General features: G+C 36.0%; 21 protein-coding genes and 1 tRNA gene. 21 read left to right on the top strand and 1 reads right to left on the bottom strand.

Annotated features, from left to right (window positions below; genetic code table 11):
• Window positions 1-25: 25 nt before the first annotated feature.
• From OH814_RS18585 to OH814_RS18505, 17 genes are all read left to right on the top strand, one after another.
• Window positions 26-96 (top strand) — tRNA-Trp (locus OH814_RS18585).
• A 12-nt stretch (window positions 97-108) separates the two neighbouring features.
• A complete protein-coding gene (gene secE / locus OH814_RS18580; protein WP_076560135.1) occupies window positions 109-315 on the top strand; it encodes a preprotein translocase subunit SecE in 207 nt (68 codons plus the stop codon).
• A gap of 19 nt (window positions 316-334) precedes the next feature.
• Entirely contained in the window at window positions 335-877 is a 543-nt protein-coding gene (gene nusG / locus OH814_RS18575) for a transcription termination/antitermination protein NusG (RefSeq protein ID WP_076560133.1), read from the top strand.
• A 363-nt stretch (window positions 878-1,240) separates the two neighbouring features.
• Window positions 1,241-1,687, top strand: a complete 447-nt coding sequence (gene rplK / locus OH814_RS18570; RefSeq protein ID WP_034679146.1) for a 50S ribosomal protein L11 — start codon at window positions 1,241-1,243, stop codon at window positions 1,685-1,687.
• A gap of 11 nt (window positions 1,688-1,698) precedes the next feature.
• Window positions 1,699-2,391, top strand: a complete 693-nt coding sequence (gene rplA / locus OH814_RS18565; protein WP_074231999.1) for a 50S ribosomal protein L1 — start codon at window positions 1,699-1,701, stop codon at window positions 2,389-2,391.
• Between the two features lie 17 nt (window positions 2,392-2,408).
• Window positions 2,409-2,993, top strand: a complete 585-nt coding sequence (gene rplJ, locus OH814_RS18560) for a 50S ribosomal protein L10 (RefSeq protein ID WP_123886823.1) — start codon at window positions 2,409-2,411, stop codon at window positions 2,991-2,993.
• Between the two features lie 48 nt (window positions 2,994-3,041).
• Window positions 3,042-3,410, top strand: a complete 369-nt coding sequence (gene rplL / locus OH814_RS18555) for a 50S ribosomal protein L7/L12 (protein WP_055983830.1) — start codon at window positions 3,042-3,044, stop codon at window positions 3,408-3,410.
• A gap of 585 nt (window positions 3,411-3,995) precedes the next feature.
• Entirely contained in the window at window positions 3,996-7,817 is a 3,822-nt protein-coding gene (gene rpoB / locus OH814_RS18550) for a DNA-directed RNA polymerase subunit beta (RefSeq protein ID WP_115621145.1), read from the top strand.
• An 84-nt stretch (window positions 7,818-7,901) separates the two neighbouring features.
• Entirely contained in the window at window positions 7,902-12,167 is a 4,266-nt protein-coding gene (rpoC, locus tag OH814_RS18545; protein WP_076560125.1) for a DNA-directed RNA polymerase subunit beta', read from the top strand.
• Between the two features lie 85 nt (window positions 12,168-12,252).
• Window positions 12,253-12,561, top strand: a complete 309-nt coding sequence (locus OH814_RS18540) for a DUF3467 domain-containing protein (RefSeq protein ID WP_066676059.1) — start codon at window positions 12,253-12,255, stop codon at window positions 12,559-12,561.
• Window positions 12,562-12,695: 134 nt separating this feature from the next.
• Entirely contained in the window at window positions 12,696-13,340 is a 645-nt protein-coding gene (locus OH814_RS18535; protein ID WP_308829188.1) for a Crp/Fnr family transcriptional regulator, read from the top strand.
• Window positions 13,341-13,469: 129 nt separating this feature from the next.
• On the top strand, window positions 13,470-14,315 hold the full coding sequence (locus tag OH814_RS18530; protein ID WP_308829187.1) for a DUF5777 family beta-barrel protein: 846 nt from the start codon (window positions 13,470-13,472) through the stop codon (window positions 14,313-14,315).
• Window positions 14,316-14,317: 2 nt separating this feature from the next.
• Window positions 14,318-14,668 (top strand): hypothetical protein, encoded by a 351-nt coding sequence (locus OH814_RS18525; protein ID WP_308829186.1) that lies wholly within the window; start codon window positions 14,318-14,320, stop codon window positions 14,666-14,668.
• A 10-nt stretch (window positions 14,669-14,678) separates the two neighbouring features.
• Complete coding sequence (locus OH814_RS18520; RefSeq protein ID WP_308829185.1) at window positions 14,679-15,221, top strand: YceI family protein; 543 nt, start codon at window positions 14,679-14,681, stop codon at window positions 15,219-15,221.
• Complete coding sequence (locus OH814_RS18515; protein WP_308829184.1) at window positions 15,221-15,748, top strand: ankyrin repeat domain-containing protein; 528 nt, start codon at window positions 15,221-15,223, stop codon at window positions 15,746-15,748. The genes OH814_RS18520 and OH814_RS18515 overlap by 1 nt, the downstream gene beginning before the upstream one ends.
• Window positions 15,749-15,750: 2 nt before the next feature.
• Window positions 15,751-16,536, top strand: a complete 786-nt coding sequence (locus tag OH814_RS18510; RefSeq protein WP_308829183.1) for a T9SS type A sorting domain-containing protein — start codon at window positions 15,751-15,753, stop codon at window positions 16,534-16,536.
• A 208-nt stretch (window positions 16,537-16,744) separates the two neighbouring features.
• Window positions 16,745-18,022 (top strand): ectonucleotide pyrophosphatase/phosphodiesterase, encoded by a 1,278-nt coding sequence (locus tag OH814_RS18505; RefSeq protein ID WP_308829182.1) that lies wholly within the window; start codon window positions 16,745-16,747, stop codon window positions 18,020-18,022.
• A gap of 201 nt (window positions 18,023-18,223) precedes the next feature.
• On the opposite strand, the gene OH814_RS18500 is transcribed toward OH814_RS18505, so the two are convergent.
• A complete protein-coding gene (locus OH814_RS18500) occupies window positions 18,224-19,276 on the bottom strand; it encodes an NAD(P)-dependent alcohol dehydrogenase (protein ID WP_308829181.1) in 1,053 nt (350 codons plus the stop codon).
• Window positions 19,277-19,444: 168 nt separating this feature from the next.
• On the opposite strand from OH814_RS18500, the gene OH814_RS18495 reads away from it, so the two are divergent.
• The 4 genes from OH814_RS18495 to OH814_RS18480 all read left to right on the top strand — a co-directional run bounded on the left by OH814_RS18495 (window position 19,445) and on the right by OH814_RS18480 (window position 24,444).
• On the top strand, window positions 19,445-20,347 hold the full coding sequence (locus OH814_RS18495) for a helix-turn-helix transcriptional regulator (protein ID WP_308829180.1): 903 nt from the start codon (window positions 19,445-19,447) through the stop codon (window positions 20,345-20,347).
• A gap of 74 nt (window positions 20,348-20,421) precedes the next feature.
• Complete coding sequence (locus OH814_RS18490; RefSeq protein ID WP_308829179.1) at window positions 20,422-21,750, top strand: carboxylesterase family protein; 1,329 nt, start codon at window positions 20,422-20,424, stop codon at window positions 21,748-21,750.
• Between the two features lie 292 nt (window positions 21,751-22,042).
• Complete coding sequence (locus tag OH814_RS18485; RefSeq protein WP_308829178.1) at window positions 22,043-23,362, top strand: AMP-binding protein; 1,320 nt, start codon at window positions 22,043-22,045, stop codon at window positions 23,360-23,362.
• Window positions 23,359-24,444, top strand: coding sequence for a 2Fe-2S iron-sulfur cluster-binding protein (locus OH814_RS18480; protein WP_308829177.1), 1,086 nt, complete (start codon window positions 23,359-23,361; stop codon window positions 24,442-24,444). The genes OH814_RS18485 and OH814_RS18480 overlap by 4 nt, the downstream gene beginning before the upstream one ends.
• Window positions 24,445-24,502: the final 58 nt, after the last annotated feature.

Raw genomic sequence — 24,502 nt, 5'->3', positions numbered from 1 at the left:
GGAAACTCTCGGAAGCTTTTTATCTACGGGCATCGTCCAATGGTAGGATACCGGTCTCCAACACCGTTGATCAGGGTTCGAATCCTTGTGCCCGTGCAAATATAAATTATGAGTTCATTTGTCAATTTTTTAAAAGGTTCTTATAACGAATTCAGACATAAAGTTGAATGGCCAAAATGGTCAGACTTACAGTCTTCTACAATTGTAGTTACTGTTGCTACTGTCATTTTAGCATTATTTACTTTTGGTGTTGATGAGTTGTTTTCAAAATCAATCAGCAACATCTTAGGAATACTAATTAACAGCTTCAACTAATAAAAAACTATTTTCCATAATGAGCGAATTGAAATGGTATGTGCTGAAAGCAATCAGCGGACAGGAAAATAAAGTGAAAAACTATATTGAGACAGAAATCAAGCGTTTAGGGTTTGAGCAGTATGTTACTCAGGTAGTTATTCCTATGGAAAAGGTGATTCAGCTTAGAAACGGAAAAAAAGTTCCTAAAGAAAGACCTTACTATCCAGGTTACCTGATGGTAGAAGCAGATCTGATGGGGGAGATTCCTCACGTTATAAAAAACATTCCGGGTGTAATTTCTTTCTTAAGTTTAACCAAAGGTGGTGATCCTGTACCAATGAGAAAATCTGAGGTTAACAGAATGCTAGGTAGAATGGATGAGCTTTCAGAATTTGCTACCGATGCAGAAATTCCATTCATTGTTGGAGAGAATGTAAAAGTAATCGATGGTCCTTTCAACGGATTCAACGGTACAGTAGAAAAAATTCTTGAAGATAAGAAGAAAGTAGAAGTATCAGTTTTGATCTTCGGAAGAAAAACTCCAATGGAGCTAAGCTATATGCAAGTAGAAAAAGTATAATTAATACTTTGATATAATATAAATACCGTTCAGATTCTGGACGGTATTTTTTGTTTAAATATTTTATTAGTTTAAAATAAATAGATGACTTGTATCAATAAATCATCAATTTAATCTTTAATATAAAGGCTTTACTGCAGAGGTTTAATTTTCATGAATGTAAAATACCTTTTTCTGAATGTACAAAACTCTCAAATAAATTTTATTTAATTTCTGAATTTTAATGAGTTAAGTATTTGCTAATTCAAAAATATTTCATAATTTTGCAGTCCGAAAAGTAGGTTTACTTTATGTGAGTGCGGTAACCTACTGAATAATGAATGCTTCCAAACTCATTAATTATTCAAATTTAAAAAATAAAAAATGGCTAAAAAAGTCTTTAAAATGGTAAAACTTCAGGTGAAAGGTGGCGCTGCTAACCCTTCTCCACCAGTAGGTCCAGCTTTGGGTTCTGCAGGTGTGAACATCATGGAGTTTTGTAAGCAGTTTAACGGAAGAACCCAAGATAAGCCAGGACAAGTTTTACCTGTAGTAATTACAGTGTACGAAGACAAATCTTTTGAATTCGTAATCAAAACTCCTCCTGCAGCAATCCAGTTAATGGATGCGGCTAAAATCAAAGGTGGCTCTGGAGAACCAAACAGAAACAAAGTAGGTGCTGTATCTTGGGCTCAGGTTCAAAAAATCGCTGAAGATAAGATGACAGATCTTAACTGCTTTACAATGGATTCTGCAGTTTCTATGGTTGCAGGTACTGCTAGATCTATGGGATTAAGAGTAACAGGAACTAAACCAACTTTTAACGCTTAATACTTAGAGAAATGGCAAAATTGACTAAAAAGCAAAAGGAAGCTTTAAGCAAAGTAGAAAAAGGAAGAATCTATAACCTTGAAGAAGGTTCTGCTCTTGTAAAAGAGGTGAACACTGCAAAGTTTGATGCTTCTGTAGATATCGCTGTAAGATTGGGTGTAGATCCAAGAAAAGCAAACCAAATGGTAAGAGGTGTTGTATCTCTTCCTCACGGTACTGGTAAAGATGTTAAAGTTTTGGCTTTAGTAACTCCAGATAAAGAAGCTGAAGCTAAAGAAGCTGGTGCTGACTATGTAGGTCTTGACGAATATTTACAGAAAATAAAAGAAGGTTGGACAGATGTTGACGTTATCGTTACAATGCCGGCTGTTATGGGTAAATTAGGACCATTGGGTAGAGTATTAGGACCAAGAGGTTTGATGCCTAACCCAAAATCAGGTACTGTAACTATGGAAATTGGTAAAGCAGTAACTGAAGTAAAAGCTGGTAAAATTGACTTTAAAGTAGACAAATACGGTATTATCCACGCTGGTATTGGTAAAGTATCTTTCGATGCTGCCAAAATCAAGGAAAATGCTCAGGAATTGATCTCTACTTTGATCAAAATGAAGCCAACTGCTGCAAAAGGAGTTTATGTAAAAAGCATTTATTTGTCTTCTACAATGAGTCCTGGTATTGCAATCGATACTAAATCTGTTAACTAATTATAATCCTTAAGACAATGACAAAAGACCAAAAAGTTGTAGCGATACAAGAGATCAAAGACTTGCTTCAGGATGCAAAAGTAGTTTATGTAGCAGATCTAGACGGTTTGAACGCTGCAAAATCTTCTGACTTCAGAAGACAGGCTTTCAAGCAAAATATCAAAGTAAAAGTGGTAAAAAATACACTTTTGCAAAAAGCAATGGAACAAATTGACGGAGTAGATTTCTCTGAAATGTTCCAGACTTTCAAAGGTAACTCTGCATTAATGATTGCTGAAACGGCTAACGCTCCGGCAAAATTAATCAAAGACTTTAGAAAAAAAGAAGAGAAGCCGGCTTTAAAATCAGCTTTCGTTCAAGAAACTTTCTATGTTGGTGACAACAACCTTGATGCTCTAGTAAGCATTAAGTCTAGAGAAGAAATGATCGGTGAAATCATCGGATTACTTCAGTCTCCAATCCAAAGAGTTGTTTCTGCTCTTCAAAACAAATCTGAAACTGCAGAAGCTACTGCTGAAGAAGCTGCACCTGCTGTAGAAGAAACTCCAGCTACTGAAACTCCAGAAGCTGCTGCAGAAGGAGAAGCTCCAGCTGCAGAATAATTAGACTCTCAAAAAAATCAATCAATAATCAACAAAAACATTACAACAATGTCAGATTTAAAAAATTTAGCTGAAACGCTAGTAAACTTAACAGTAAAAGACGTAAATGAATTAGCTACTATCCTTAAGGATGAGTACGGAATCGAACCAGCTGCTGCTGCAGTTGTTATGGCTGGTCCTGGTGCAGGTGAAGCTGCTGAAGAAAAGACTGAATTCGACGTAATTCTTAAGTCTGCAGGTGCTTCTAAATTAGCTATCGTTAAATTGGTAAAAGATTTAACTGGTGCTGGTCTTAAAGAAGCTAAAGATATCGTAGACGGAGCTCCTTCTGCTATTAAAGAAGGTATCTCTAAAGACGAAGCTGAAGCTCTTAAGAAGCAATTAGAAGAAGCTGGTGCTGAAGTAGAATTGAAGTAATCATTTACTTTCAAAATATAAGAAGCAACTACATTTGTAGTTGCTTTTTTTGTGCATTATATCGAGCTAATTCCATAGTATTTTATTTTTAAATAATTTCCCAAGGTTTTTCGCATCAAATAAATTATCGTTGACAATGTTTACATTATTTCGCAGAAAAAACATTTACTGTTGTTGTTTTGGAATGAATAAATTTCAGTTTAGATAACCAACTCATTATGAGTGCTTTTTTGTTGTGTATGAAATTAATAATCCGTATATTTGAAGTCTCTTTTGGCGCTAAAAATTAAACATAATACGGTAAAATATTGAAAATCAGCTCTTTCATTAATTTGGAAGGGTCGTCTGTGTTTTTACTGTTTACACTTTTTTGCCATTAGATAAAAAAATAAAAATATTTTGCATTACACTGTGAAAAGATATACCAGTGTTGCAGTTAGAAAGAGACATGTATAAAGTAGTAAGAGCCAAGGTCTTTCGTGAGCGCCAAAAACACTTCTTCCTTGTTACTTTTGCCTTTTACCTTTCTTTTCTGATATTTTTGAATAAAAACAAAATATTTTTTAACCCTTTCTTAAAAGTTTTATGAGTAAAACAACATCAACAACTAGGGGAGTTGAGAGAATTAATTTCTCTTCGGCTAAAGGAAAAATCATTACTCCGGATTTCTTAGATATCCAGCTAGAGTCATTTAAAGATTTTTTCCAGCTAGACACACTTCCTGAGGACAGAAAGAAAGAAGGTTTGCACAAAACCTTCCAAGAAAACTTTCCAATTACCGATTCTAGAAACCAATTTGTATTGGAATTCTTAGATTATTTGGTAGATTCTCCACGTTATTCAATCAATGAATGTGTGGAAAGAGGTTTAACGTATTCAGTTCCTCTAAAAGCTAGACTTAAATTATACTGTACAGACCCTGAACATGAAGATTTTCAGACTGTTGTACAAGATGTGTATTTAGGTCCGGTTCCTTATATGACAGACAGTGGTTCTTTCATTATCAACGGAGCAGAAAGAGTTATCGTTACGCAACTTCACCGTTCACCTGGTGTATTCTTCGGACAGACTTACCACGCAAACGGAACAAAATTGTACTATTCAAGAATTATTCCTTTCAAAGGATCTTGGATGGAATTTACAACCGATATCAACAGCGTAATGTACGCGTATATCGACCGTAAGAAAAAATTACCTTTAACAACGTTATTAAGAGCGATCGGTTTCGAATCTGATAAAGACATTCTTCAGATCTTTGACCTTGCAGAAGAAGTGAAAGTTTCTAAAGCTGCCCTTAAAAAAGTAGAAGGTAGAACTTTGGCTGCGAGAGTATTGAACACTTGGTTCGAAGATTTCGTAGACGAAGATACTGGTGAAGTAGTTTCTATTGAAAGAAACGAAATCATCTTAGACAGAGAAACTATTCTTGAAAAAGAACATTTAGATCTTATTTTGGATGCTGGTGTGAAATCTATCTTGATTCACAAAGAAAATTCAAACGAATTCTCTATCATCCAGAATACTTTACAAAAAGACCCTACCAACTCTGAAAAAGAAGCGGTAGAATATATTTACCGTCAGTTAAGAAATGCAGATCCACCCGATGAGGAAACTGCAAGAGGAATTATCGAAAAATTATTCTTCTCTGAGCAAAGATATTCACTTGGTGAAGTAGGACGTTACAGACTAAACAAAAAGTTAGGTCTAAACATTCCTACAACTACTGAGGTTCTTACAAAAGAAGATATCATTGCGATTGTAAGACACTTGATCGAATTGGTAAACTCTAAAGCGGAGGTTGATGATATTGACCACTTATCAAACAGAAGAATTAAAACTGTTGGTGAGCAATTAGCAGGACAGTTCGGTGTAGGTCTTTCTAGAATTGCAAGAACAATTAAGGAAAGAATGAACGTTAGAGATAACGAGATATTTACTCCTCTTGACCTTGTTAATGCAAAAACTTTAACATCAGTTATTAACTCATTCTTTGGTACCAACCAGCTTTCTCAGTTCATGGACCAAACCAACCCATTGTCAGAAATTACGCACAAGCGTAGACTTTCTGCCCTAGGACCTGGTGGTTTATCAAGAGAAAGAGCAGGTTTCGAGGTACGTGACGTTCACCATACTCACTATGGTAGAATCTGTCCTATCGAAACTCCTGAAGGACCAAACATTGGTTTGATTTCATCTTTAGGTATTTACGCTAAAATCAATACTTTAGGTTTCATCGAAACTCCATATAGAAAGGTAAATGACGGTACTGTAGATTTAAATGCAGATCCTATTTACTTAAACGCGGAAGACGAAGAAGATAAAGTAATTGCTCAGGCAAACGTTGAGTTGAATGACAACGGTACATTTATCACAGACAGAATTATTGCTCGTCTAGATGGTGATTATCCTGTAGTAGAGCCTTCTGAAGTTAACTTGATCGACGTTGCGCCAAACCAGATTTCCGGTATTTCAGCTTCATTAATTCCATTCTTGGAGCATGATGATGCGAACCGTGCATTGATGGGATCAAACATGATGCGTCAGGCAGTTCCTTTGTTGAAGCCACAAGCTCCAATCGTAGGTACAGGTCTGGAACAACAAGTTGCGAAAGATTCTAGAATCTTGATCAATGCTGAAGGTACAGGTACTGTAGAGTACGTTGATGCAGACAAGATTACAATTAAATATGAAAGAAGCGAAGACGAAGATTTAGTATCATTCGAATCTGCTACGAAAACATATAATCTTACGAAGTTTAGAAAAACTAACCAGAGTACTACAATTACCCTAAGACCAAACGTAAGAGTAGGTGAAACAGTGGTAAAAGGACAGGTACTTTGCGACGGTTATGCTACTGAAAAAGGAGAATTAGCTCTGGGTAGAAACTTAGTGGTTGCGTTCATGCCTTGGAAGGGTTACAACTTTGAGGATGCGATCGTAATCAACGAAAAAGTGGTACGTGAAGACTGGTTTACTTCGATACACGTGGATGAGTATTCTCTTGAAGTTCGTGATACCAAATTAGGTATGGAAGAATTGACAGCAGATATTCCTAACGTTTCTGAAGAAGCTACAAAAGATCTTGATGAGAACGGAATGATCAGAATCGGCGCTGAAGTGAAGCCTGGTGATATCATGATTGGTAAGATTACTCCAAAAGGTGAATCTGACCCTACTCCTGAAGAGAAACTTCTTAGAGCAATCTTTGGTGACAAAGCTGGTGATGTAAAAGATGCTTCATTGAAAGCAGATTCTTCATTGAGAGGTGTTGTGATCAACAAAAAATTGTTCTCTAGAAACATTAAAGATAAAAAGAAAAGAACTGAAGAAAAACTTAAACTTGAAGAGATTGAAAACACTTACAAGGCTAAGTTTGACGAGTTAAGAAATAGTTTAATTGAAAAATTAAATACTCTTGTTAGCGGTAAAACTTCTCAGGGAGTTACCAACGACTTAGATGAAGAAATCATCGGTAAGGGTATGAAATTTACTCATAAATTATTAACTTCAGTAGAAGATTACGTTAACGTTAGCGGTGCAGATTGGACGGTTGACAACGATAAGAATGAATTGATCAAACAATTGATTCACAACTATAAAATCAAATTCAACGATATTCAAGGAGTTAAAAACCGTGAGAAATTCGCAATTTCTATCGGAGATGAGCTTCCGGCAGGTATCATGAAGTTGGCTAAAGTATATATCGCTAAAAAACGTAAACTAAACGTTGGAGATAAAATGGCGGGTCGTCACGGTAACAAAGGTATCGTTTCGAGAATCGTTCGTGAAGAAGATATGCCATTCCTGGAAGACGGAACACCGGTAGATATCGTATTGAATCCACTTGGGGTACCTTCTCGTATGAACATCGGTCAGATTTATGAAACAGTTCTTGGATGGGCTGGTCAGAAATTAGGAATGACGTTCGCTACGCCAATTTTTGATGGGGCAACGCTAGATCAGATTACAGAGTATACTGAGAAAGCAGGAGTTCCTAAATTCGGTCACACTCACCTTTATGATGGTGGTACCGGAGAAAGATTTACTCAGGCTGCAACGGTAGGTATTATCTATATGTTGAAACTTGGGCACATGGTAGATGACAAAATGCACGCACGTTCTATCGGACCTTACTCATTGATTACTCAGCAACCATTAGGAGGTAAAGCTCAGTTTGGTGGACAGAGATTCGGAGAGATGGAGGTTTGGGCTCTTGAAGCATTTGGAGCATCAAATATCCTGAGAGAGATCCTTACTGTGAAGTCAGATGACGTGATTGGTAGAGCAAAAACTTATGAAGCAATTGCGAAAGGTGAAGCAATGCCTGAACCAGGTATTCCTGAATCATTCAACGTACTACTTCACGAGTTACAAGGTCTTGGATTAGACGTAAGACTAGAGGAATAATTTTAAATTTTAAATTATAAATGTTGAATGGCAACATTCAAAAATTAATCTAAAATCTGAAATCTAAAATTTAAAATCTAACAAATGTCAAATAAAAATAAATCAAGTAGATTTAATAAAATAACCATCGGTTTAGCTTCTCCGGAGTCTATTTTACAGGACTCAAGAGGGGAGGTTCTTAAGCCGGAAACTATTAACTACAGAACGCACAAACCTGAAAGAGACGGTTTGTTCTGTGAAAAGATCTTCGGTCCTATCAAGGATTACGAATGTGCTTGTGGTAAATACAAGAGAATTCGTTACAAGGGGATCGTTTGTGACCGTTGTGGTGTAGAGGTTACGGAGAAAAAAGTACGTAGAGAGAGAATCGGGCATATCAATTTGGTAGTTCCTATTGCTCACATCTGGTATTTCCGTTCTTTACCAAACAAAATCGGTTACCTTTTGGGTATTCCTTCCAAGAAATTGGATATGATTATCTATTACGAAAGATATGTGGTAATTCAGCAAGGTATCGCTAAGAAATTAGACGGTGCTGATTTTGACCACATGGAATTCCTTACAGAAGAAGAATACCTTGATATCATGGAAACTCTTCCTGTAGAAAACCAATATCTTGACGATTCAGATCCAAACAAATTCATCGCTAAAATGGGTGCTGAAGCTGTTGAGGAGCTATTAAAAAGAATCGATCTTGATGCATTGTCTTTCGACTTGAGACACAAAGCTCACAACGAAGGTTCTAAGCAAAGAAGAACTGAAGCTCTGAAAAGATTGAACGTTGTAGAAGCATTGAGAGGTGCTAACACTAGAATGATCAACAGACCAGAGTGGATGATTATGCGTGTACTTCCTGTAATACCACCAGAACTAAGACCATTAGTTCCATTGGATGGAGGACGTTTCGCTACTTCTGACTTAAATGACCTTTACAGAAGAGTTATTATAAGAAACAACCGTTTGAAGAGATTATTGGAGATCAAAGCTCCAGAAGTAATCTTGAGAAACGAGAAGCGTATGCTTCAGGAATCTGTAGATTCATTATTCGATAATACAAGAAAATCTTCTGCAGTAAAATCAGAATCAAACAGACCATTGAAATCACTTTCAGATTCATTGAAAGGTAAGCAAGGTCGTTTCCGTCAGAACTTACTAGGGAAAAGGGTAGATTACTCGGCTCGTTCGGTAATTGTTGTAGGTCCAAACTTACAGCTTCACGAATGTGGTATTCCTAAAGATATGGCTGCTGAGCTTTACAAACCGTTTATCATCAGAAAACTGATTGAAAGAGGGATTGTAAAAACAGTAAAATCTGCAAAGAGAATTATTGACAGAAAAGAACCTGTAGTTTATGATATCTTAGAAAACGTGATGAAAGGTCACCCTGTTTTATTGAACAGAGCACCAACTCTTCACAGACTAGGTATTCAGGCTTTCCAACCTAAGATGATCGAAGGTAAGGCAATCCAACTACACCCGTTAGTAACAACAGCATTCAACGCCGATTTCGATGGTGACCAGATGGCGGTACATTTACCGTTAGGGCCTGAAGCAATTCTTGAAGCTCAGTTATTGATGTTAGGTTCTCAGAATATTTTGAACCCTGCAAACGGTTCTCCAATTACGGTACCTTCTCAGGACATGGTTCTTGGTCTTTATTTCATGACCAAAGAATTGAGCTCTACAGAAGATATGAAAGTTTTGGGAGAAGGTCTTGCATTCTATTCTCCGGAAGAAGCAGAAATCGCTTATGCTGAAGGTAGAGTTTCATTGAACGCTAAAGTAAGATGTAGACTTCCTATTAAAGAAAACGGTGAAATTACTACGAAATTAACTGAAACTTCTGTAGGTAGAATCTTATTCAACCAAATCGTTCCTAAGCAGTCAGGATATATTAATGAGCTTCTTACAAAGAAATCATTAAGAAATATTATCGGTAGAGTACTTGCTGATACAGATTTCCCTACTACTGTGAAGTTCTTGGATGCAATGAAAGATTTAGGGTATTCAAACGCATTCAAAGGAGGTCTTTCGTTCTCATTAGGTGACATCGTTGTTCCTGTTGAGAAAAAGAAAATGATCGCTACTTCAATTGAAACAGTTGACGAAATTAGAGCCAACTATAACATGGGTCTAATTACAGATACAGAACGTTATAACCAGGTAATCGACGTTTGGACAAACACAAACGCTGGATTAACTGAGATGATCATGAGCAGAATGAAAGTTGACCAAGGTGGATTCAATTCTGTATATATGATGCTTGATTCTGGAGCAAGGGGTTCTAAGGAACAGATCCGTCAGTTATCAGGGATGAGAGGTTTGATGGCAAAACCGCAGAAAGCTGGTTCTACCGGTGCGGAAATTATCGAAAACCCGATTCTTGCAAACTTTAAAGAAGGTCTTTCCATCTTAGAATACTTTATCTCTACTCACGGTGCTCGTAAAGGTCTTGCGGATACCGCTCTTAAGACTGCCGATGCGGGTTACTTAACGAGAAGATTGGTAGACGTTGCACAAGACGTTATCGTTACAGAAAACGATTGTGGAACATTAAGAGGTACAGAAGTTACTGCACTTAAGAAAAATGATGAGATCGTTGAAAGAATCTCTGAAAGAATCTTAGGTAGAGTTTCTCTACACAATATCTATGATCCTGAAACTGATGAGTTAATCGCTCCTGCAGATCAGATCATTAATGAAGCTTTAGCTAAAAGAATCGAAGAAATCGGTCTTGAAGCAGTTGAGGTTCGTTCACCATTAACATGCGAAACCAAAAAAGGAATCTGTGCTAAATGTTACGGTAGAAACTTAGCGACAGGTAAACCAATTCATATGGGTGAAGCAGTAGGTGTTATTGCTGCACAATCAATTGGGGAACCGGGAACTCAGTTAACATTGAGAACCTTCCACCAAGGGGGTGTATCTACAAACGTATCAGAAAACCCTTCAATTACTGCAAGAAGAGATGGTATTGTAGAATTGGATGAAGTAAGAACAATTACTTCTGAAGATGAAAACGGAAACACTGCTGAAGTAGTAGTATCTCGTACAACAGAATTTAGATTGGTTGCTGATAACGAATCTAGAACTCCATTGATGATTGCCAACGTACCTTACGGTTCTCAGTTATTGGTAAAACCTGGTGATAAAGTGAAAAAAGGAGATACCATTGCAAAATGGGATCCTTATAACGCGGTAATCATTGCAGAAAATGCTGGTAAAGTAGAGTATGAGGATATCATCCAAGGTATTTCATTCCAATTGGAGATTGACGAACAGACAGGATTTGAGGAGAAAGTAATCTCTGAATCTAGAAATAAGAAAGCCGTACCTACTTTGAAGGTGGTAGATTCTAAAGGTGTTGAACAAAAAGGTTACAACTTACCGGTAGGAGCCCACTTAATGGTAAACGATGGTGAAAAAATTAAGGCTGGTAAAGTCTTAATCAAAATCCCAAGAAAAGCTGCTAAGACAGGGGATATTACCGGAGGTCTTCCGAGAGTTACAGAATTATTCGAAGCAAGAAACCCTTCAAACCCGGCGGTTGTTACAGAGATCGATGGGGTAGTTTCTTACGGGAAAATCAAGAGAGGTAACCGAGAATTGATCGTTGAGGCTAAAACTGGGGAGAGAAAAATTTATTTAGTTAAATTATCAAACCAAATCTTAGTACAGGAGAATGACTTCGTGAGAGCTGGTTCGCCACTTTCTGACGGTTCAGTTACTCCAGACGATATCTTGAAGATCAAAGGGCCAACTGCGGTTCAGGAATATTTAGTAAATGAAATTCAGGAAGTTTACCGTCTGCAAGGGGTAAAAATCGACGATAAGCACTTCGAAATCATCGTAAGACAGATGATGACAAAAGTATCAATCGTTGATGGAGGTGATACTCAGTTCCTTGAAGCTGCTCTTGAGCACAAATATGATTTCTTAATGGAAAACAACAGAGTATTTGGTCTTAAAGTAGTTACAGAAGCTGGTGATTCTAAAGAATTCAAGCCAGGACAGATGATTACTGCAAGAGAACTAAGAGACGAAAACTCTAAGTTGAAGCGTGAAGATCAGGCTTTAGTTGAAGTGAGAGAAGCACTTCCTGCAACGGCTACGCCGGTATTGCAAGGAATTACAAGAGCGGCTCTACAAACTAAGTCGTTCATGTCTGCAGCATCGTTCCAGGAAACAACTAAAGTTCTAAACGAAGCAGCAGTTGCTGGTAAAGTAGACAGCTTGAATGGTCTTAAAGAAAATGTAATTGTAGGACACAGAATTCCTGCAGGTACAGGTCTGAAAGAGTATCAGAATGTAATCGTAGGTTCTAAGAAAGAATTCGAAGACCTTAACTAAAATTAATGATTTGAAATTTGAGGTTTGAAATTATTTTTATACTTTCACAATCTCAAATTTCATATTTAAAAATATAACTTATACAATGGACAATCAAAATCAAAACAACGATCCAAACAACATCAACATCCAACTTAACGAGATGGTAGCTTCAGGAGTTTACTGTAACCTTGCGTTAGTAAACCACTCTCCATCTGAGTTTGTAGTAGATTTCATCCAGTTAATGCCGGGTGTACAGCAAGCTAACGTGAGATCAAGAGTAATCTTGGCTCCGCTTCACGCTAAGAGAGTTTTAGCTGCACTTCAGCAAAACATCACAAACTACGAGCAACAATTCGGAGAAATCAAAGAAGTTGAGCCTTTCGTATTAGGAGGAAACAACGTTAACGCTTAAGATTTATCTTAAATATATAAAATACCTCAACGAAAGTTGGGGTATTTTTTTTGTCATTTATATAAATATTTGAACGAAAATACAATACGGATCATTCAATTGTATATCTTTGGTTTAGGATATGATAAAATGACATGATAAATAATGAGTTTATATTAAATAAATTTGGCTACTTAGGTAATGATTTTTCAATAGAGCTTCAGAAGCACGCTGTGGTAACAGAAGTCAAAGCTAAAACCGAAATTATCAGAGAAGGGCAAAAGAATAAATATGTACCATTTTTAGTAAGAGGTTCTATAAAAGTATATGCCTTAAACGACGGCAGAGAACTTATATATTATTATATCAGACCCAACGATAGCTGTCTGATGACATTTTCGTCAATATTCTCAGACTGTATCAGCAAAATATACGCTGTTTCGGAAGAAGACTCAGAAGTAATATTGGTTCCGGTTTCTGTCGTTCTCGACTGGCTCATCAAATATCCTCAAATCAACAGGCTTTTTTACCACGAATACGACAAAAGGTTTTCAGATGTCATGAATATGGTTAATGAGGCAGTATTTCATAAGCTTGATAAAAGAATTTTAAGCTATATTAAACAGCAGATCTCAATTACAGGAAACAATCCTATTAAGCTTACTCATAAAGAAATTGCTAACAATTTGGGGACTTCAAGAGAAGTGGTCAGCAGGGTTCTGAAAAAAGTAGAAAATGAAGGTGAAATTATCCAGACTAAAGAAGGAATAAGAATACTTGTAAATGAGGGTGTTAAATGAAACTAAGCCATCTTATTAAAATAAATTTAACACTTTGATTGATTAAAATAACTCACTCGGTGACTTTTATCACCAAATTTTAGCATCATAAGTTGATAAGTTTGTCATACGAATTAAACATTTATGCGTATGACAAAAACTTTCCTTTTTTTGTCAATATTTATTTCAGGTTTTACCTTTGCTCAGGAAGACCTTTTGAAAGATATTGACACCATTCAGACACACAATACAGAAAATTCACCACCAGCGTTCAAGGCGCTTCAGATTGTTACAGGTCAGTCTACAAAATTGTCTGCAAAAAATGAATGGTACATTGTTATTGCACATCGTTTTGGAGATGTAAGCAAAGGCTTCAAAGACTTCTTCGGGTTAGATGATGCTTCTACGAAATTGGGGGTAATCTATGGTGTTACAGATAATATCTCATTGAGTCTTTCGCGAGAAACTAATCTCAAAACTTTTGAAGGTGCTGCGAAATATAAATTAATAAAGCAAAGTGAAAATTTTCCGGTTGATATTGTAGGATATAATGTTATGGCGGTGAATACAGACCTCAGCAAAGATAATTATCCGCATCTTCAATTTGGAGACCGACTTTCTTATCTTACTCAGGCATTGATTTCGAGAAGGTTTAACGAAAATTTTTCTTTACAGTTAACACCTTCTTACGTTCACAAAAACCTTTATGAGCCGGTGATTGAAGATAAAAATCAATTTCTTGCAGGTTTGGGCGGTCGTTATAAAATTTCGAAAAGAATATCAATTAACGCCGAGTATTTTGTGAATTTTGATAATCACAGTTTTTATAAAAATCCACTCTCTTTAGGGATGGATATAGAAACCGGGGGACATGTGTTTCAGCTTTTATTTACCAATTCACAGTTGAATTCAGATATTGGTTATCTCACAAACGCTTCAGGAAAATGGGAAAAGGGGCAGATTTTTTTTGGGTTTAATCTTTATAGAGTTTTTTAGGTATGAAAAAAATAATCTACATCGTTTCACTGGCAATACTATCAATTGCTTGTGAAAGCAGAACCTACGAAGAGATTTCAGACAAAACTCCTATTGCAGAGCTGGTAACCTATAACAAAGATGTAAAACCTATTATTGATGCCAACTGTATAAGTTGTCATTCGCCGGGTGGTTCAGCTTCATTTCAACCTTTAACAGGCTATAATCAGGTGAAAAATAATATTGATAAAATTATTGATAGAATTAATCGGCCAACCGGAGATCCTCAAAAAATGCCTCAAGGCGGTAGTTTATCATCATTACAAACTATGATCATCACAAAATGGAAAACCGATGGGTTGACAGAAAATTAAAAGAAACAATATGAAAAATTTAATATTATTAATCGTTATACTAAGTTTCGGATCTATTGTGTCGGCTCAGAAGTATACAACCAAAACTGGCAAAGTAACGTTTGAGGCATCAGTACCATTATTTGAAGATGTTTTTGCACAGGATGATAATAATGTTGCTATTGTTAATGCTGATACCGGAGATTTTGCTTCTGTTTCATCGGTAAAGAATTTTCGTTTTAAAGTTAAATTAATGGAGGAACATTTTAATGAAAGCTATGCCGAATCTGCAAAATATCCCAAAACAACCTTTAAAGGTAAGATTGTAAACTTTGATAAAACAAAATTGACGGCATCACCACAGAAATACACAGTTCAGGGCACTTTAAATTTTCACGGAGTAGATAAAGCAGTGAGTTCAAGTGCTGTAATTCATTCTAAAGACGGCAAAATTTATATGCAGGGAAATTTTGATGCAAGACCCGCAGATTTTAAGGTGACCATTCCTAAAATGGTTACTAAAAAAGTAGCAGAAAATGTAAATGTTGAATACAATTATATACTATCAAAATAATGAAAAAAATATTTTTTATCCTAAGTTTCATATTGAGTTTTACCGTAATGTCGGCTCAGGAAAAAGCAAAATCTATTTTTGATATTGCCAGAAGCGGAACTGTTGCAGAAGCAAAAGAGCTGATGAAGCAGAATCCCGATGTTATTAATCAAACCAACGAAAACGGATTTTCTCCGCTAATCCTCGCTTGCTACAGAGGAAATACTCCTGTTGCAGAATTTTTGATGGCAAAAGTAAAGGATATTAACTACGGTAGTGATCAAGGTTCAGCGCTTACGGCAGCGGTTTTTAAAAATAACAAAGAACTCACTCAAAAACTATTGGTAAATGGAGCCAATCCAAATCTTGCAGATACCAAAGGCACCACTCCTTTGATATATGCTGTTCAGCTTCAGGATAAAGATCTCGTAGAAACACTATTAAAAAACAAAGCCAATAAAAATTTGGCAGATAAACAAGGTAAAACAGCATTCGAATATGCCGTATTTACTAAAAATATCGAAATTATTAACTTATTAAAAAATTAAAGATGAAAAAAACATTATTTTCTTTACTATTAACTATGGGGTTTTTGGCTTCTTCACAGCAAAAATCTACAGGAGTGATGACATGCACGGTTGGCACAAGATCTATAACCGCTAATATTACCTTAAATAATACGACAAATAAAGTGAGACTGGATTTAACAGGACCTTCTGACAGATGGTTTGGATTTACATTCAGAAGTGCAGCCAACTCCGGGATGTCTGGTGCTCCTACAGATGCTTTGACGTATAGCAGCGCAGGCTTTTCCGACAGAAATCTGGGAGGCATCGGAGTATACAACACAGACACTCAAGACTGGACTGTAGTAAGCGCTCCCGTAGTTTCTGGTGGTATAGTTTCAATGGCTTATGAGCGTAATATGACAACAGGAGACGGGGTTAACGATTATCAGTTTAATTATGCTTCGGCAGGCAGTATTACTACCAAATGTGTTATTACAGGTGCAGCAGACTTAGCTATAGCACCACATGGAGGGTCTGCCAATACAGCTGTTACAAGCGGAACATTTTCAATTTTGGGTATAAGCGAGCTGGAAGCTGAAAGCAAAGCGATTAAAATGTATCCTAATCCTGCGAAGGAAACAGTATATTTCAAAAATGCTGATAAAATAAGATCTGTTGATATTTACGAAACTACAGGCAGAAAAGTAAAAACAGTAAAAGTTGACGGTGAAAACATCAGTGTAGCTGATTTAAAATCGGGCAATTATTATTTTGAAATCACTTTAAAGGACGGTTCTACTTCTTATCAACAGTTAATTAAAGAATAAATTGAAGCCACTGAAAAGTGGCTTTATTATTTAAAATATAAAAACATTTTTCCGCCCTTAAGGATTAGGGATGGCTCGAAAAATCTTATCAAAATTACTCCATTTAGGGGTAATTTTTTTAATGAAATTAAACCGGCTCTTAATGTTTTTTTAACGTACGAAACTTTTTTGTGAAATTTACTGAGGCTACCTTTGCAAAAAAAATAAAATGAAAAAAGTATTGGCATTTTTAATGCTCACTTTATCACTAACAATATTTGCTCAGACAGGAACAGTTGACACGGCTCAAATTGTTATTCCTAATCGTTTTAATAATGCAGAAGCGATGCAGAAGCCTTATGTTATCATGATTTCTGCAGACGGTTTCAGATATGATTATGCTAAAAAGTACAATGCTAAAAATCTTTTAAAATATTCAGGTGAAGGTATCCGGGCAAAAGCAATGACTCCGAGTTATCCGAGCATTACTTTTCCAAATCACTGGACATTAATTACAGGATTATATCCTTCTCATCACGGTTTGATTGATAATTTTTTCTACGACTATCAACGTAAAGAAGCGTATGCAATGAGCAATCGCCAAAATGCTGAAGATGGAACATGGTACGGTGGAACTCCGCTGTGGAGTTTGGCAGAAAAGCAAGGAACAATCAGTGCTTCTCTGCAATGGGTAGGTTCGGCAAGTGATGCAGGTGGAATGAGGCCAACCTATTATTATCCTTATCACGAAAAATTTACGCCTTCAGAAAAAGTGGATAAAGTAATTAACTGGCTGAAACTTCCTGAAGATAAAAGACCGCACTTTATTTCATTATATTTTCCTGAAGTCGACGGAGCGGGGCATCATTTTGGTCCCGAAGCCAAAGAAACTGAAACAGCAGTTCACTTAATTGATGAAGCAATAGGAAATTTGGTTCAGAAAGTAAATCACTTAGGTTTAAAAAATGTAAATTTCATCTTCGTTTCCGATCACGGAATGATAAAAGTTGATGGCGGAAATCCACTCGAAATTCCTGCTATGCTTTTTGATAAAAAAAGATTCGATTATTACAATTCTCAGACCTTATTGAGGGTTTACGTGAAAAACTCTGATGAGGTTAAAAAGGTTTATAAAGAATTAAAAATCAATAAAACAGATGACTACGAAGTTTATCTGGATAAGAAACTACCAAAATATCTTCATTTTGCTACGAAAGATGACCGATATAATAGAATAGGACAAATTTTATTAATCCCAAAAGCTCCAAAAATATTTTTAGAAAGAGATAAAAGAACTTCGGTAGGCAAACATGGTTACAATCCTAAAATTGTTCCTGAAATGAATGCTACATTCTTCGCTTGGGGGTCAGAATTTAAAAATAATTTGGTTATTGATCAATTTGAAAATATCAACGTTTATCCTTTGGTTGCTGAAATTTTAGGTTTAAAAATCATTGAGCCTATTGACGGAAAAATAAAAGTATTGAAAAAAATAGTAAAGAAATAATATAAGTCCTGAAAGGACGACTTAGAAAGGGATAGGGCGAACCCCTATCAAAAAACAATTAGAATAAGATTTCGGCGGGGCAAAAGGTCGCCGACACTGTATTTTGCAATAGTCAAACAAAAGAAATTATGAATTAAACTTTTGTAAAAAAAAGACTCTCCAAAAATGAAGAGTCTTAATTTATAATTAAATCTGAGGAGATTACAGAGATTGCATATCAATCACAAAACGGTATCTCACATCGCTTTTCAGCATTCTTTCATACGCTTCGTTGATGTCTTGCATTTTGATAACTTCAATTTCAGAAACAATATTGTGCTCACCGCAGAAATCAAGCATTTCCTGAGTTTCAGCAATACCTCCGATCACAGAACCGGCAACCGATTTTCTTCCCATAATCATCGGTGGAGTAAATAAGCTGTCTTCCATTTTACCGATAAAACCTACCAAAACATGAGTTCCGTTTATGGTCAAAGTAGAAATATAAGGGTTTACATCATGATCGTAAGGAACCGTGTCGATAATTAAATCAAACTTTCCTTTTACAGAATTCATCTGCTCCTCATCAGTAGAAATAATGACGTGGTCTGCACCCAATTTTTTTGCATCTTCAGTTTTTCCCGGAGTTCTTGAGAATAAAGTTACTTCCGCTCCCAATCCTTTCGCAAGCTTGATTGCCATATGCCCTAATCCGCCCAAACCGACAACCGCAACTTTAGAATCAGAACCAACATTCCAGTGTCTTAAAGGCGACCAGGTGGTAATTCCTGCACAAAGAAGCGGTGCAACTGCAGCCAAATCCAGATTTGCCGGAATTTTTAAAACATGTCCTGCATCTACCACTACTTTTTGAGAATATCCACCAAAAGTATGACCTCCCAAATGCTCATCTTTTCCGTTGTATGTTCCGATAAATCCGTTTTCGCAATATTGTTCCAAATCATGCTTGCAGCTGTTGCAATGTCCGCAAGAATCTACGATACAGCCAACTCCTGCAAGATCGCCGACTTTGAATTTAGAAACTTCGCTTCCTACTTTTGTAATTTTTCCTACAATTTCATGACCGGGAACTGATGGATATTTCGTTCCGCCCCAATCGTTTCTTGCGGTGTGAAGATCAGAGTGGCAAACGCCGCAATATAGAATTTCAATTTCTATATCATTCGCTGTCACTTCTCTTCTTTCAATATTCATTTCTGCTAAATCGGCAGTTTTAGATTCTGCTCCAAAAGCTTTTACTGTGAATGTGTCCATATATTTTTTTTAAGTTTTAAATTAATTATAATATTTCTGTTTTCTATTTACAAAATTCGATAGATTTAATGTAAAAGTACTTATATAAATTACAGAATCATTTACCAATTTTACTTACAGTGAAAATTGTAGGCAGGAAATTGGTAATTTTGAATAAAAATTTACTTCATGGAAGATCAGGAAGTTGAAATATACAACAGCGTTTCAGAATACAATAAAATGGTGAATCAGGAAACGATGCATCCTTTGGTGAGTGTGTTAGATTTTTCAAAATCTGATCCTATTTGTCAGTTCAAAAGAACCTTTGGTTTTTACACTGTTTTTCTGAAAGACGTAATGTGTGGCGATATGCAGTACGGAAAACACAGCTATGATTATCAGGAAGGAACTTTAGTTTTCATCGCTCCCGGACAGACTTACGGAATTTATAATGCAGGAGCTTATATTCAGCCTGCAGGTTTTGCTTTAATTTTTCATCCGGATTTGTTGAAAGGAACCAATTTGGGAAAAAATATCAGAGAGTACAGTTTCTTTTCTTACGATGTTCATGAAGCGTTGCATCTTTCAGAAAAAGAAAGAGAGATTATTTTAGAATGTTTTAAAAATATAAAGCTCGAGCTCGAGCAAAACATTGATAAACACAGTAAATCATTAATTGTTAATAATATTGAACTGTTTCTGAATTACTGCATGCGTTTCTACGACCGCCAATTTATTACTCGTGATCATATTAATCAGAATTTTATAGGCAAGTTTGAGAAATCTTTGGATGATTATTTGAAATCTGATAAGCCCAAAAATCTTGGTTTTCCGATGGTCAACTATTTTGCGGAGCAGCTTAATCTTTCAGCGAATTATTTTGGCGATTTAATTAAAAAAGAGCTTGGGATTTCTGCGCAGGAATTTATTCATAATAAGCTTATCGATGTGGCGAAAGATCAGATTTTTGATGCATCAAAATCTATCAGTGAAATTTCTTATGATTTAGGATTTAAATATCCACAGCATTTCACAAGATTATTCAAAAGTAAAGTTGGGGTTTCTCCAAGCGAGTTTAAAGCTCTGAATTAAATTTGTGATTAGTTTTTTTAACAAAAATTTGTAAATTGTAATTATAAAAAAGTTTAAAGTCTATTGCGAAAACGATGACGGCAAATCGAAATAATACATATACTTTTCGGACACCTTTTGGAAAAATTTTAGCTTTTAGAGAAAACGGAATATTAAAAGCTAAAAACATTCGCTATGCGTATTCTGAAAGATTCAAAAAGCCAATTGCTGTACAGCCTTCAGATTCGGAAATTATTTTTCCTGAAAAAACTCCCGTTTGTCCGCAAAATATCAGCCCACTTCTTGAAAAAATGATTGGTAAAACCAATTTAGATGATTTTGAAGTGGATGAATCTCCTCAATATATTTCCATTTTTCGCCCTGAAAATTTTAATGAAAACGAAAAATTTTCTGTCATTGTATGGATTCATGGAGGTTCGTACGAAATCGGTTGTGGTGATCTTCCAACAGCAGATCCAACAGATTGGATACAAGAGCAAAACATCATCGTTGTTACCGTTTCTTACCGATTAGGCATTTTCGGATTTTTGGGAGGTAACGAAGAAAAACCAGCCAATTTAGGTTTGTTTGACTTAATCGAAGCTTTGAAATGGATTAAAAATAATGTAGAATCTTTTGGTGGAGATTCAGAAAATATTACCCTTTTCGGGCAGTCTTCTGGTGGCGATGCAATTGCTCATCTTATGATTTCAGAAGGAACTGAAGATTTATTTAAAAGAGTGATTATTCACAGTGCTCCTTTAGGTTTAAGAAAAAACCGGCAAAAAATGTCAGCTGAATTTCTGAAAAACACTCAAATTTTTAACGGAAAGTCTGATGCTCTGGAAATTATTGAAAACTATAAAAATTGTACACCTTCTTTTCTAAAGTACGGATTAAAAGCTGCAATGCCTTTCGGAACACAATATGGTTTTCCGCCTTTGTGTAATGAAGGTGAAGCAGAAGAAAGATGGATGCAAAAAGCAAAAGAAATAGATGTTTTAATTGGTTTGAATGATGAAGAAACCTCCTTTTATCTGAAAACTTCCGATATCGTAAATAAGTATTTTCCTGTAAAAATTTTGAACAGGGCGATTCGTACGACTACAGAAATTATTTATGGAAAACCCGCAAAAGACTTTGCTGAAAACTATGCGCAAAACGGAGGAAATGTTTATTTGTTCAGAATTCATCCTCGTTTGAAAATAGCAAACCACTTTTTAGGAGCGCATGCTATTGATTTACCTTTCATTTTTGGAAATGAATCTGCATGGAAATCTTCTGGAATTTTAAAAAATATTCCTTGGAAATACATTGATGAAAACGGAAGGAAATTAAGAAAGCTTTGGACTGAATTTGCCCAATACGGAAAGATTTCAGATGATTCAGAAAGACCGGAAATTCTTGAAATTTATAAAGTTTAATTTTCCACTAAACTTCATTACATTCATAAAGACAAACTTTGTAAACACTCTTTATGCAGCCTCTTTGTCATTCTGACGAACGAAGAATCTCAACCTTTTATCAAAAGATTCTTCAAAACACTTCATTCATTCTGAATGATAAGCTCGACGCAAACATTTGTCTCGACCTCAATCTCAACCTCAATCTCAACCTCAAATAATTTAGAATCATTCAAAATATGACGGAAATCATAAAAATTTTGTCATGTTCCAAATTCTTTTTAAATTTACACCTAACAAATGTTAGTTAGTAATGGAGTTTGATGTTGAATATCTAAGTCTTAATGAATTGAGAACTCTTCAGTCCGAGAGATTGAAGAATTTGGTTGTGTATCTTGAGGAGAAATCAGATTTTTATAAAGGAAAATTTGATGAATTACAAATATCAACTGGGGAAATAAGGACAATTGAAGATATTACGAAACTGCCGATTACTTACAAACAGGATTTAAGAGATAATTATCCGTTCGGATTATTTACTGTTCCGAAGAATGAATTACAAAGAATTCACTGTTCAAGCGGAACAACCGGAAAGCCGACGGTAGTAGGATATACAAAAGAAGACGTTGATTTATTCAGTGAAGTGGTAGCGAGATCGTTGAATGCAGCGGGAGCAAAACCGGGAATGCAGTTACACAACGCCTATGGATATGGAATTTTCACGGGCGGACTTGGACTTCATTACGGAGCAGAAAAATTAGGGATGAGCGTTCTTCCGATTTCGGGAGGAATGACAACGAGACAGGTTGATTTAATTATAGATTTTAAACCTGAAGTTATTTGTTGTTCGCCGTCTTACGCTTTAACAATCGCTGATGAATTTGCGAAAAGAGGGATCTCAGCAGACGAAATCAGTTTAAAATATGCCGTTTTAGGTTCAGAACCTTGGACGGAGATTATCAGACATCATATTGAAGAAAGATTGGGAGTTCATGCAACCAATATTTATGGTTTGAGTGAAATTATCGGACCGGGAGTTTCGATGGAAGATTTTGAGGAAAAAGGTGGTTCTTACATTTGGGAAGACCATTTTTATCCTGAAATTTTAGATCCGATCACAAAACAGCCTGTTCCTTTCGGGGAAGAAGGAGTTTTGGTAATCACAACTTTAACTAAAAAAGCAATGCCACTTTTACGATATTGGACGAATGATATCACGAGTCTTTATTATGAAGAAAACTCAAAAAGAACGATGGTTAAAATGAAACCAATTCTTGGAAGAGCCGATGATATGCTGATTGTAAGAGGGGTAAATGTGTATCCAAGTCAGATTGAAGAAGCGTTTTCTCATGTGGAAGGCGTGGTTCCGAATTATTATTTAACACCGATTGAGAAAGAACAAATGTGTGTAGCATTAGATATTGATCTGGAAATTGATGATGAATTTGTGAAAGCCAAACAAATTGAAATTAATACCGATGATTATGCTATTTTTGTCGGAAACTTTGCAAAAAGTATAGAAAACGAAATAAAAAAACGAGTAGGAATCACTACGAAAGTGAAAATTCATGCTCAGGACAGTTTGCCTAAGTGCGAAGGTGGAAAAATTAATAGAATATTAAAAACAAAATGAATTCATTTTATAAATTAAAAACGGTAAGGGTTCAGAAAGATACCAACGATGCAGTGAATGTAGCCGTTGAGATTCCTGAGGAACTGAAGGATAAATTCAGGTTCAAGCAGGGGCAGTATCTTAACTTCCGAGTAATGATCGACGGAAACGAAGAGAGACGTTCTTATTCTATCTGTAATGCTCCAAGTGAAAAGAGTAACACGTTGGAAGTATTGGTTAAGTTGTTGGAAAACGGAAAAGTTTCAGGCTACTTCAACGAACATCTTCATATGGATGAAGTTCTTGAAGTGATGCCTCCGATGGGCGGTTTCAATACGTCTTATCACCCGACAAACGTAAAAACTTACATTGGTTTGGCGGCAGGAAGTGGAATTTCTCCGGTTTTATCAAATATTAAAGAAAGTCTTTACCAGGAGCCGAGTTCAAACGCTTATCTGTTCTACAGCAACAGAAGCATGAATCACGTAATGAAAAAGGCTGAAATCGATAAATTGGTTGAAACTTTTAACGGAAGACTGAAAGTTGTTTATTTAGTAAGCCGTGAGCAGCATGAAGACCCGATTTTTGAAGGTAGAATTTCTCCAGAAAAATTAGATTTATTGTTTGAAAGATATGCAGATATCGATGTAAGAGAATCTACATTTTTCATTTGTGGACCTTCAGAGATGATTAAAGGCATTGCTGATTATTTAAAGAAAGAGAAAAAAGTACCTGCAATTCAGGTTTTATTTGAATATTTTACCGCTCCTGACGAAGAAAATTCTGAGGAAATGAGTGATGAATTCAAGGCAATTGCCAATTTAGAAAGTATGGTAACGGTGATCATTGATGATGATGAATATTCGTTCCACCTTAATTCTAAAAAAGAGAGTATCTTAGATAAAGCATTGAAAGACAATCTTCCTGTGCCTTTTGCGTGCAAAGGAGGAGTTTGTTGTACGTGTAAGGCGCAAGTATTGGAAGGAGAAGTTTTCATGGAGAAAAACTACGCGCTTACCGAAGATGAGGTAGCCAGAGGTTACGTTCTGACGTGTCAATGTCACCCGACAACGAATGTGGTGATGCTTAATTATGACGTGTAATTAAATTAATGTAACAATATATCAATTTACCAGTGTAACAATCATTGGTACATTGCTA

It is taken from the genome of Chryseobacterium sp. CFS15, from assembly GCF_031118795.1.
In the GTDB taxonomy this organism is placed as follows: Bacteria; Bacteroidota; Bacteroidia; order Flavobacteriales; family Weeksellaceae; genus Chryseobacterium; species Chryseobacterium indoltheticum.
The sequence above is the reverse complement of the archived record's forward strand: the minus strand, read 5'-3'. Positions and strand labels throughout refer to the sequence as shown.

Bases quoted from the DNA above. Each gene is read 5' to 3' on its own strand.
- secE (WP_076560135.1), top strand. From the start codon at position 109: ATGAGTTCATTTGTCAATTTTTTAAAAGGTTCTTATAACGAATTCAGA.
- nusG (WP_076560133.1), top strand. From the start codon at position 335: ATGAGCGAATTGAAATGGTATGTGCTGAAAGCAATCAGCGGACAGGAA.
- rplK (WP_034679146.1), top strand. From the start codon at position 1,241: ATGGCTAAAAAAGTCTTTAAAATGGTAAAACTTCAGGTGAAAGGTGGC.
- rplA (WP_074231999.1), top strand. From the start codon at position 1,699: ATGGCAAAATTGACTAAAAAGCAAAAGGAAGCTTTAAGCAAAGTAGAA.
- rplJ (WP_123886823.1), top strand. From the start codon at position 2,409: ATGACAAAAGACCAAAAAGTTGTAGCGATACAAGAGATCAAAGACTTG.
- rplL (WP_055983830.1), top strand. From the start codon at position 3,042: ATGTCAGATTTAAAAAATTTAGCTGAAACGCTAGTAAACTTAACAGTA.
- rpoB (WP_115621145.1), top strand. From the start codon at position 3,996: ATGAGTAAAACAACATCAACAACTAGGGGAGTTGAGAGAATTAATTTC.
- rpoC (WP_076560125.1), top strand. From the start codon at position 7,902: ATGTCAAATAAAAATAAATCAAGTAGATTTAATAAAATAACCATCGGT.
- OH814_RS18540 (WP_066676059.1), top strand. From the start codon at position 12,253: ATGGACAATCAAAATCAAAACAACGATCCAAACAACATCAACATCCAA.
- OH814_RS18535 (WP_308829188.1), top strand. From the start codon at position 12,696: ATGATAAATAATGAGTTTATATTAAATAAATTTGGCTACTTAGGTAAT.
- OH814_RS18530 (WP_308829187.1), top strand. From the start codon at position 13,470: ATGACAAAAACTTTCCTTTTTTTGTCAATATTTATTTCAGGTTTTACC.
- OH814_RS18525 (WP_308829186.1), top strand. From the start codon at position 14,318: ATGAAAAAAATAATCTACATCGTTTCACTGGCAATACTATCAATTGCT.
- OH814_RS18520 (WP_308829185.1), top strand. From the start codon at position 14,679: ATGAAAAATTTAATATTATTAATCGTTATACTAAGTTTCGGATCTATT.
- OH814_RS18515 (WP_308829184.1), top strand. From the start codon at position 15,221: ATGAAAAAAATATTTTTTATCCTAAGTTTCATATTGAGTTTTACCGTA.
- OH814_RS18510 (WP_308829183.1), top strand. From the start codon at position 15,751: ATGAAAAAAACATTATTTTCTTTACTATTAACTATGGGGTTTTTGGCT.
- OH814_RS18505 (WP_308829182.1), top strand. From the start codon at position 16,745: ATGAAAAAAGTATTGGCATTTTTAATGCTCACTTTATCACTAACAATA.
- OH814_RS18500 (WP_308829181.1), bottom strand. From the start codon at position 19,276: ATGGACACATTCACAGTAAAAGCTTTTGGAGCAGAATCTAAAACTGCC.
- OH814_RS18495 (WP_308829180.1), top strand. From the start codon at position 19,445: ATGGAAGATCAGGAAGTTGAAATATACAACAGCGTTTCAGAATACAAT.
- OH814_RS18490 (WP_308829179.1), top strand. From the start codon at position 20,422: ATGACGGCAAATCGAAATAATACATATACTTTTCGGACACCTTTTGGA.
- OH814_RS18485 (WP_308829178.1), top strand. From the start codon at position 22,043: ATGGAGTTTGATGTTGAATATCTAAGTCTTAATGAATTGAGAACTCTT.
- OH814_RS18480 (WP_308829177.1), top strand. From the start codon at position 23,359: ATGAATTCATTTTATAAATTAAAAACGGTAAGGGTTCAGAAAGATACC.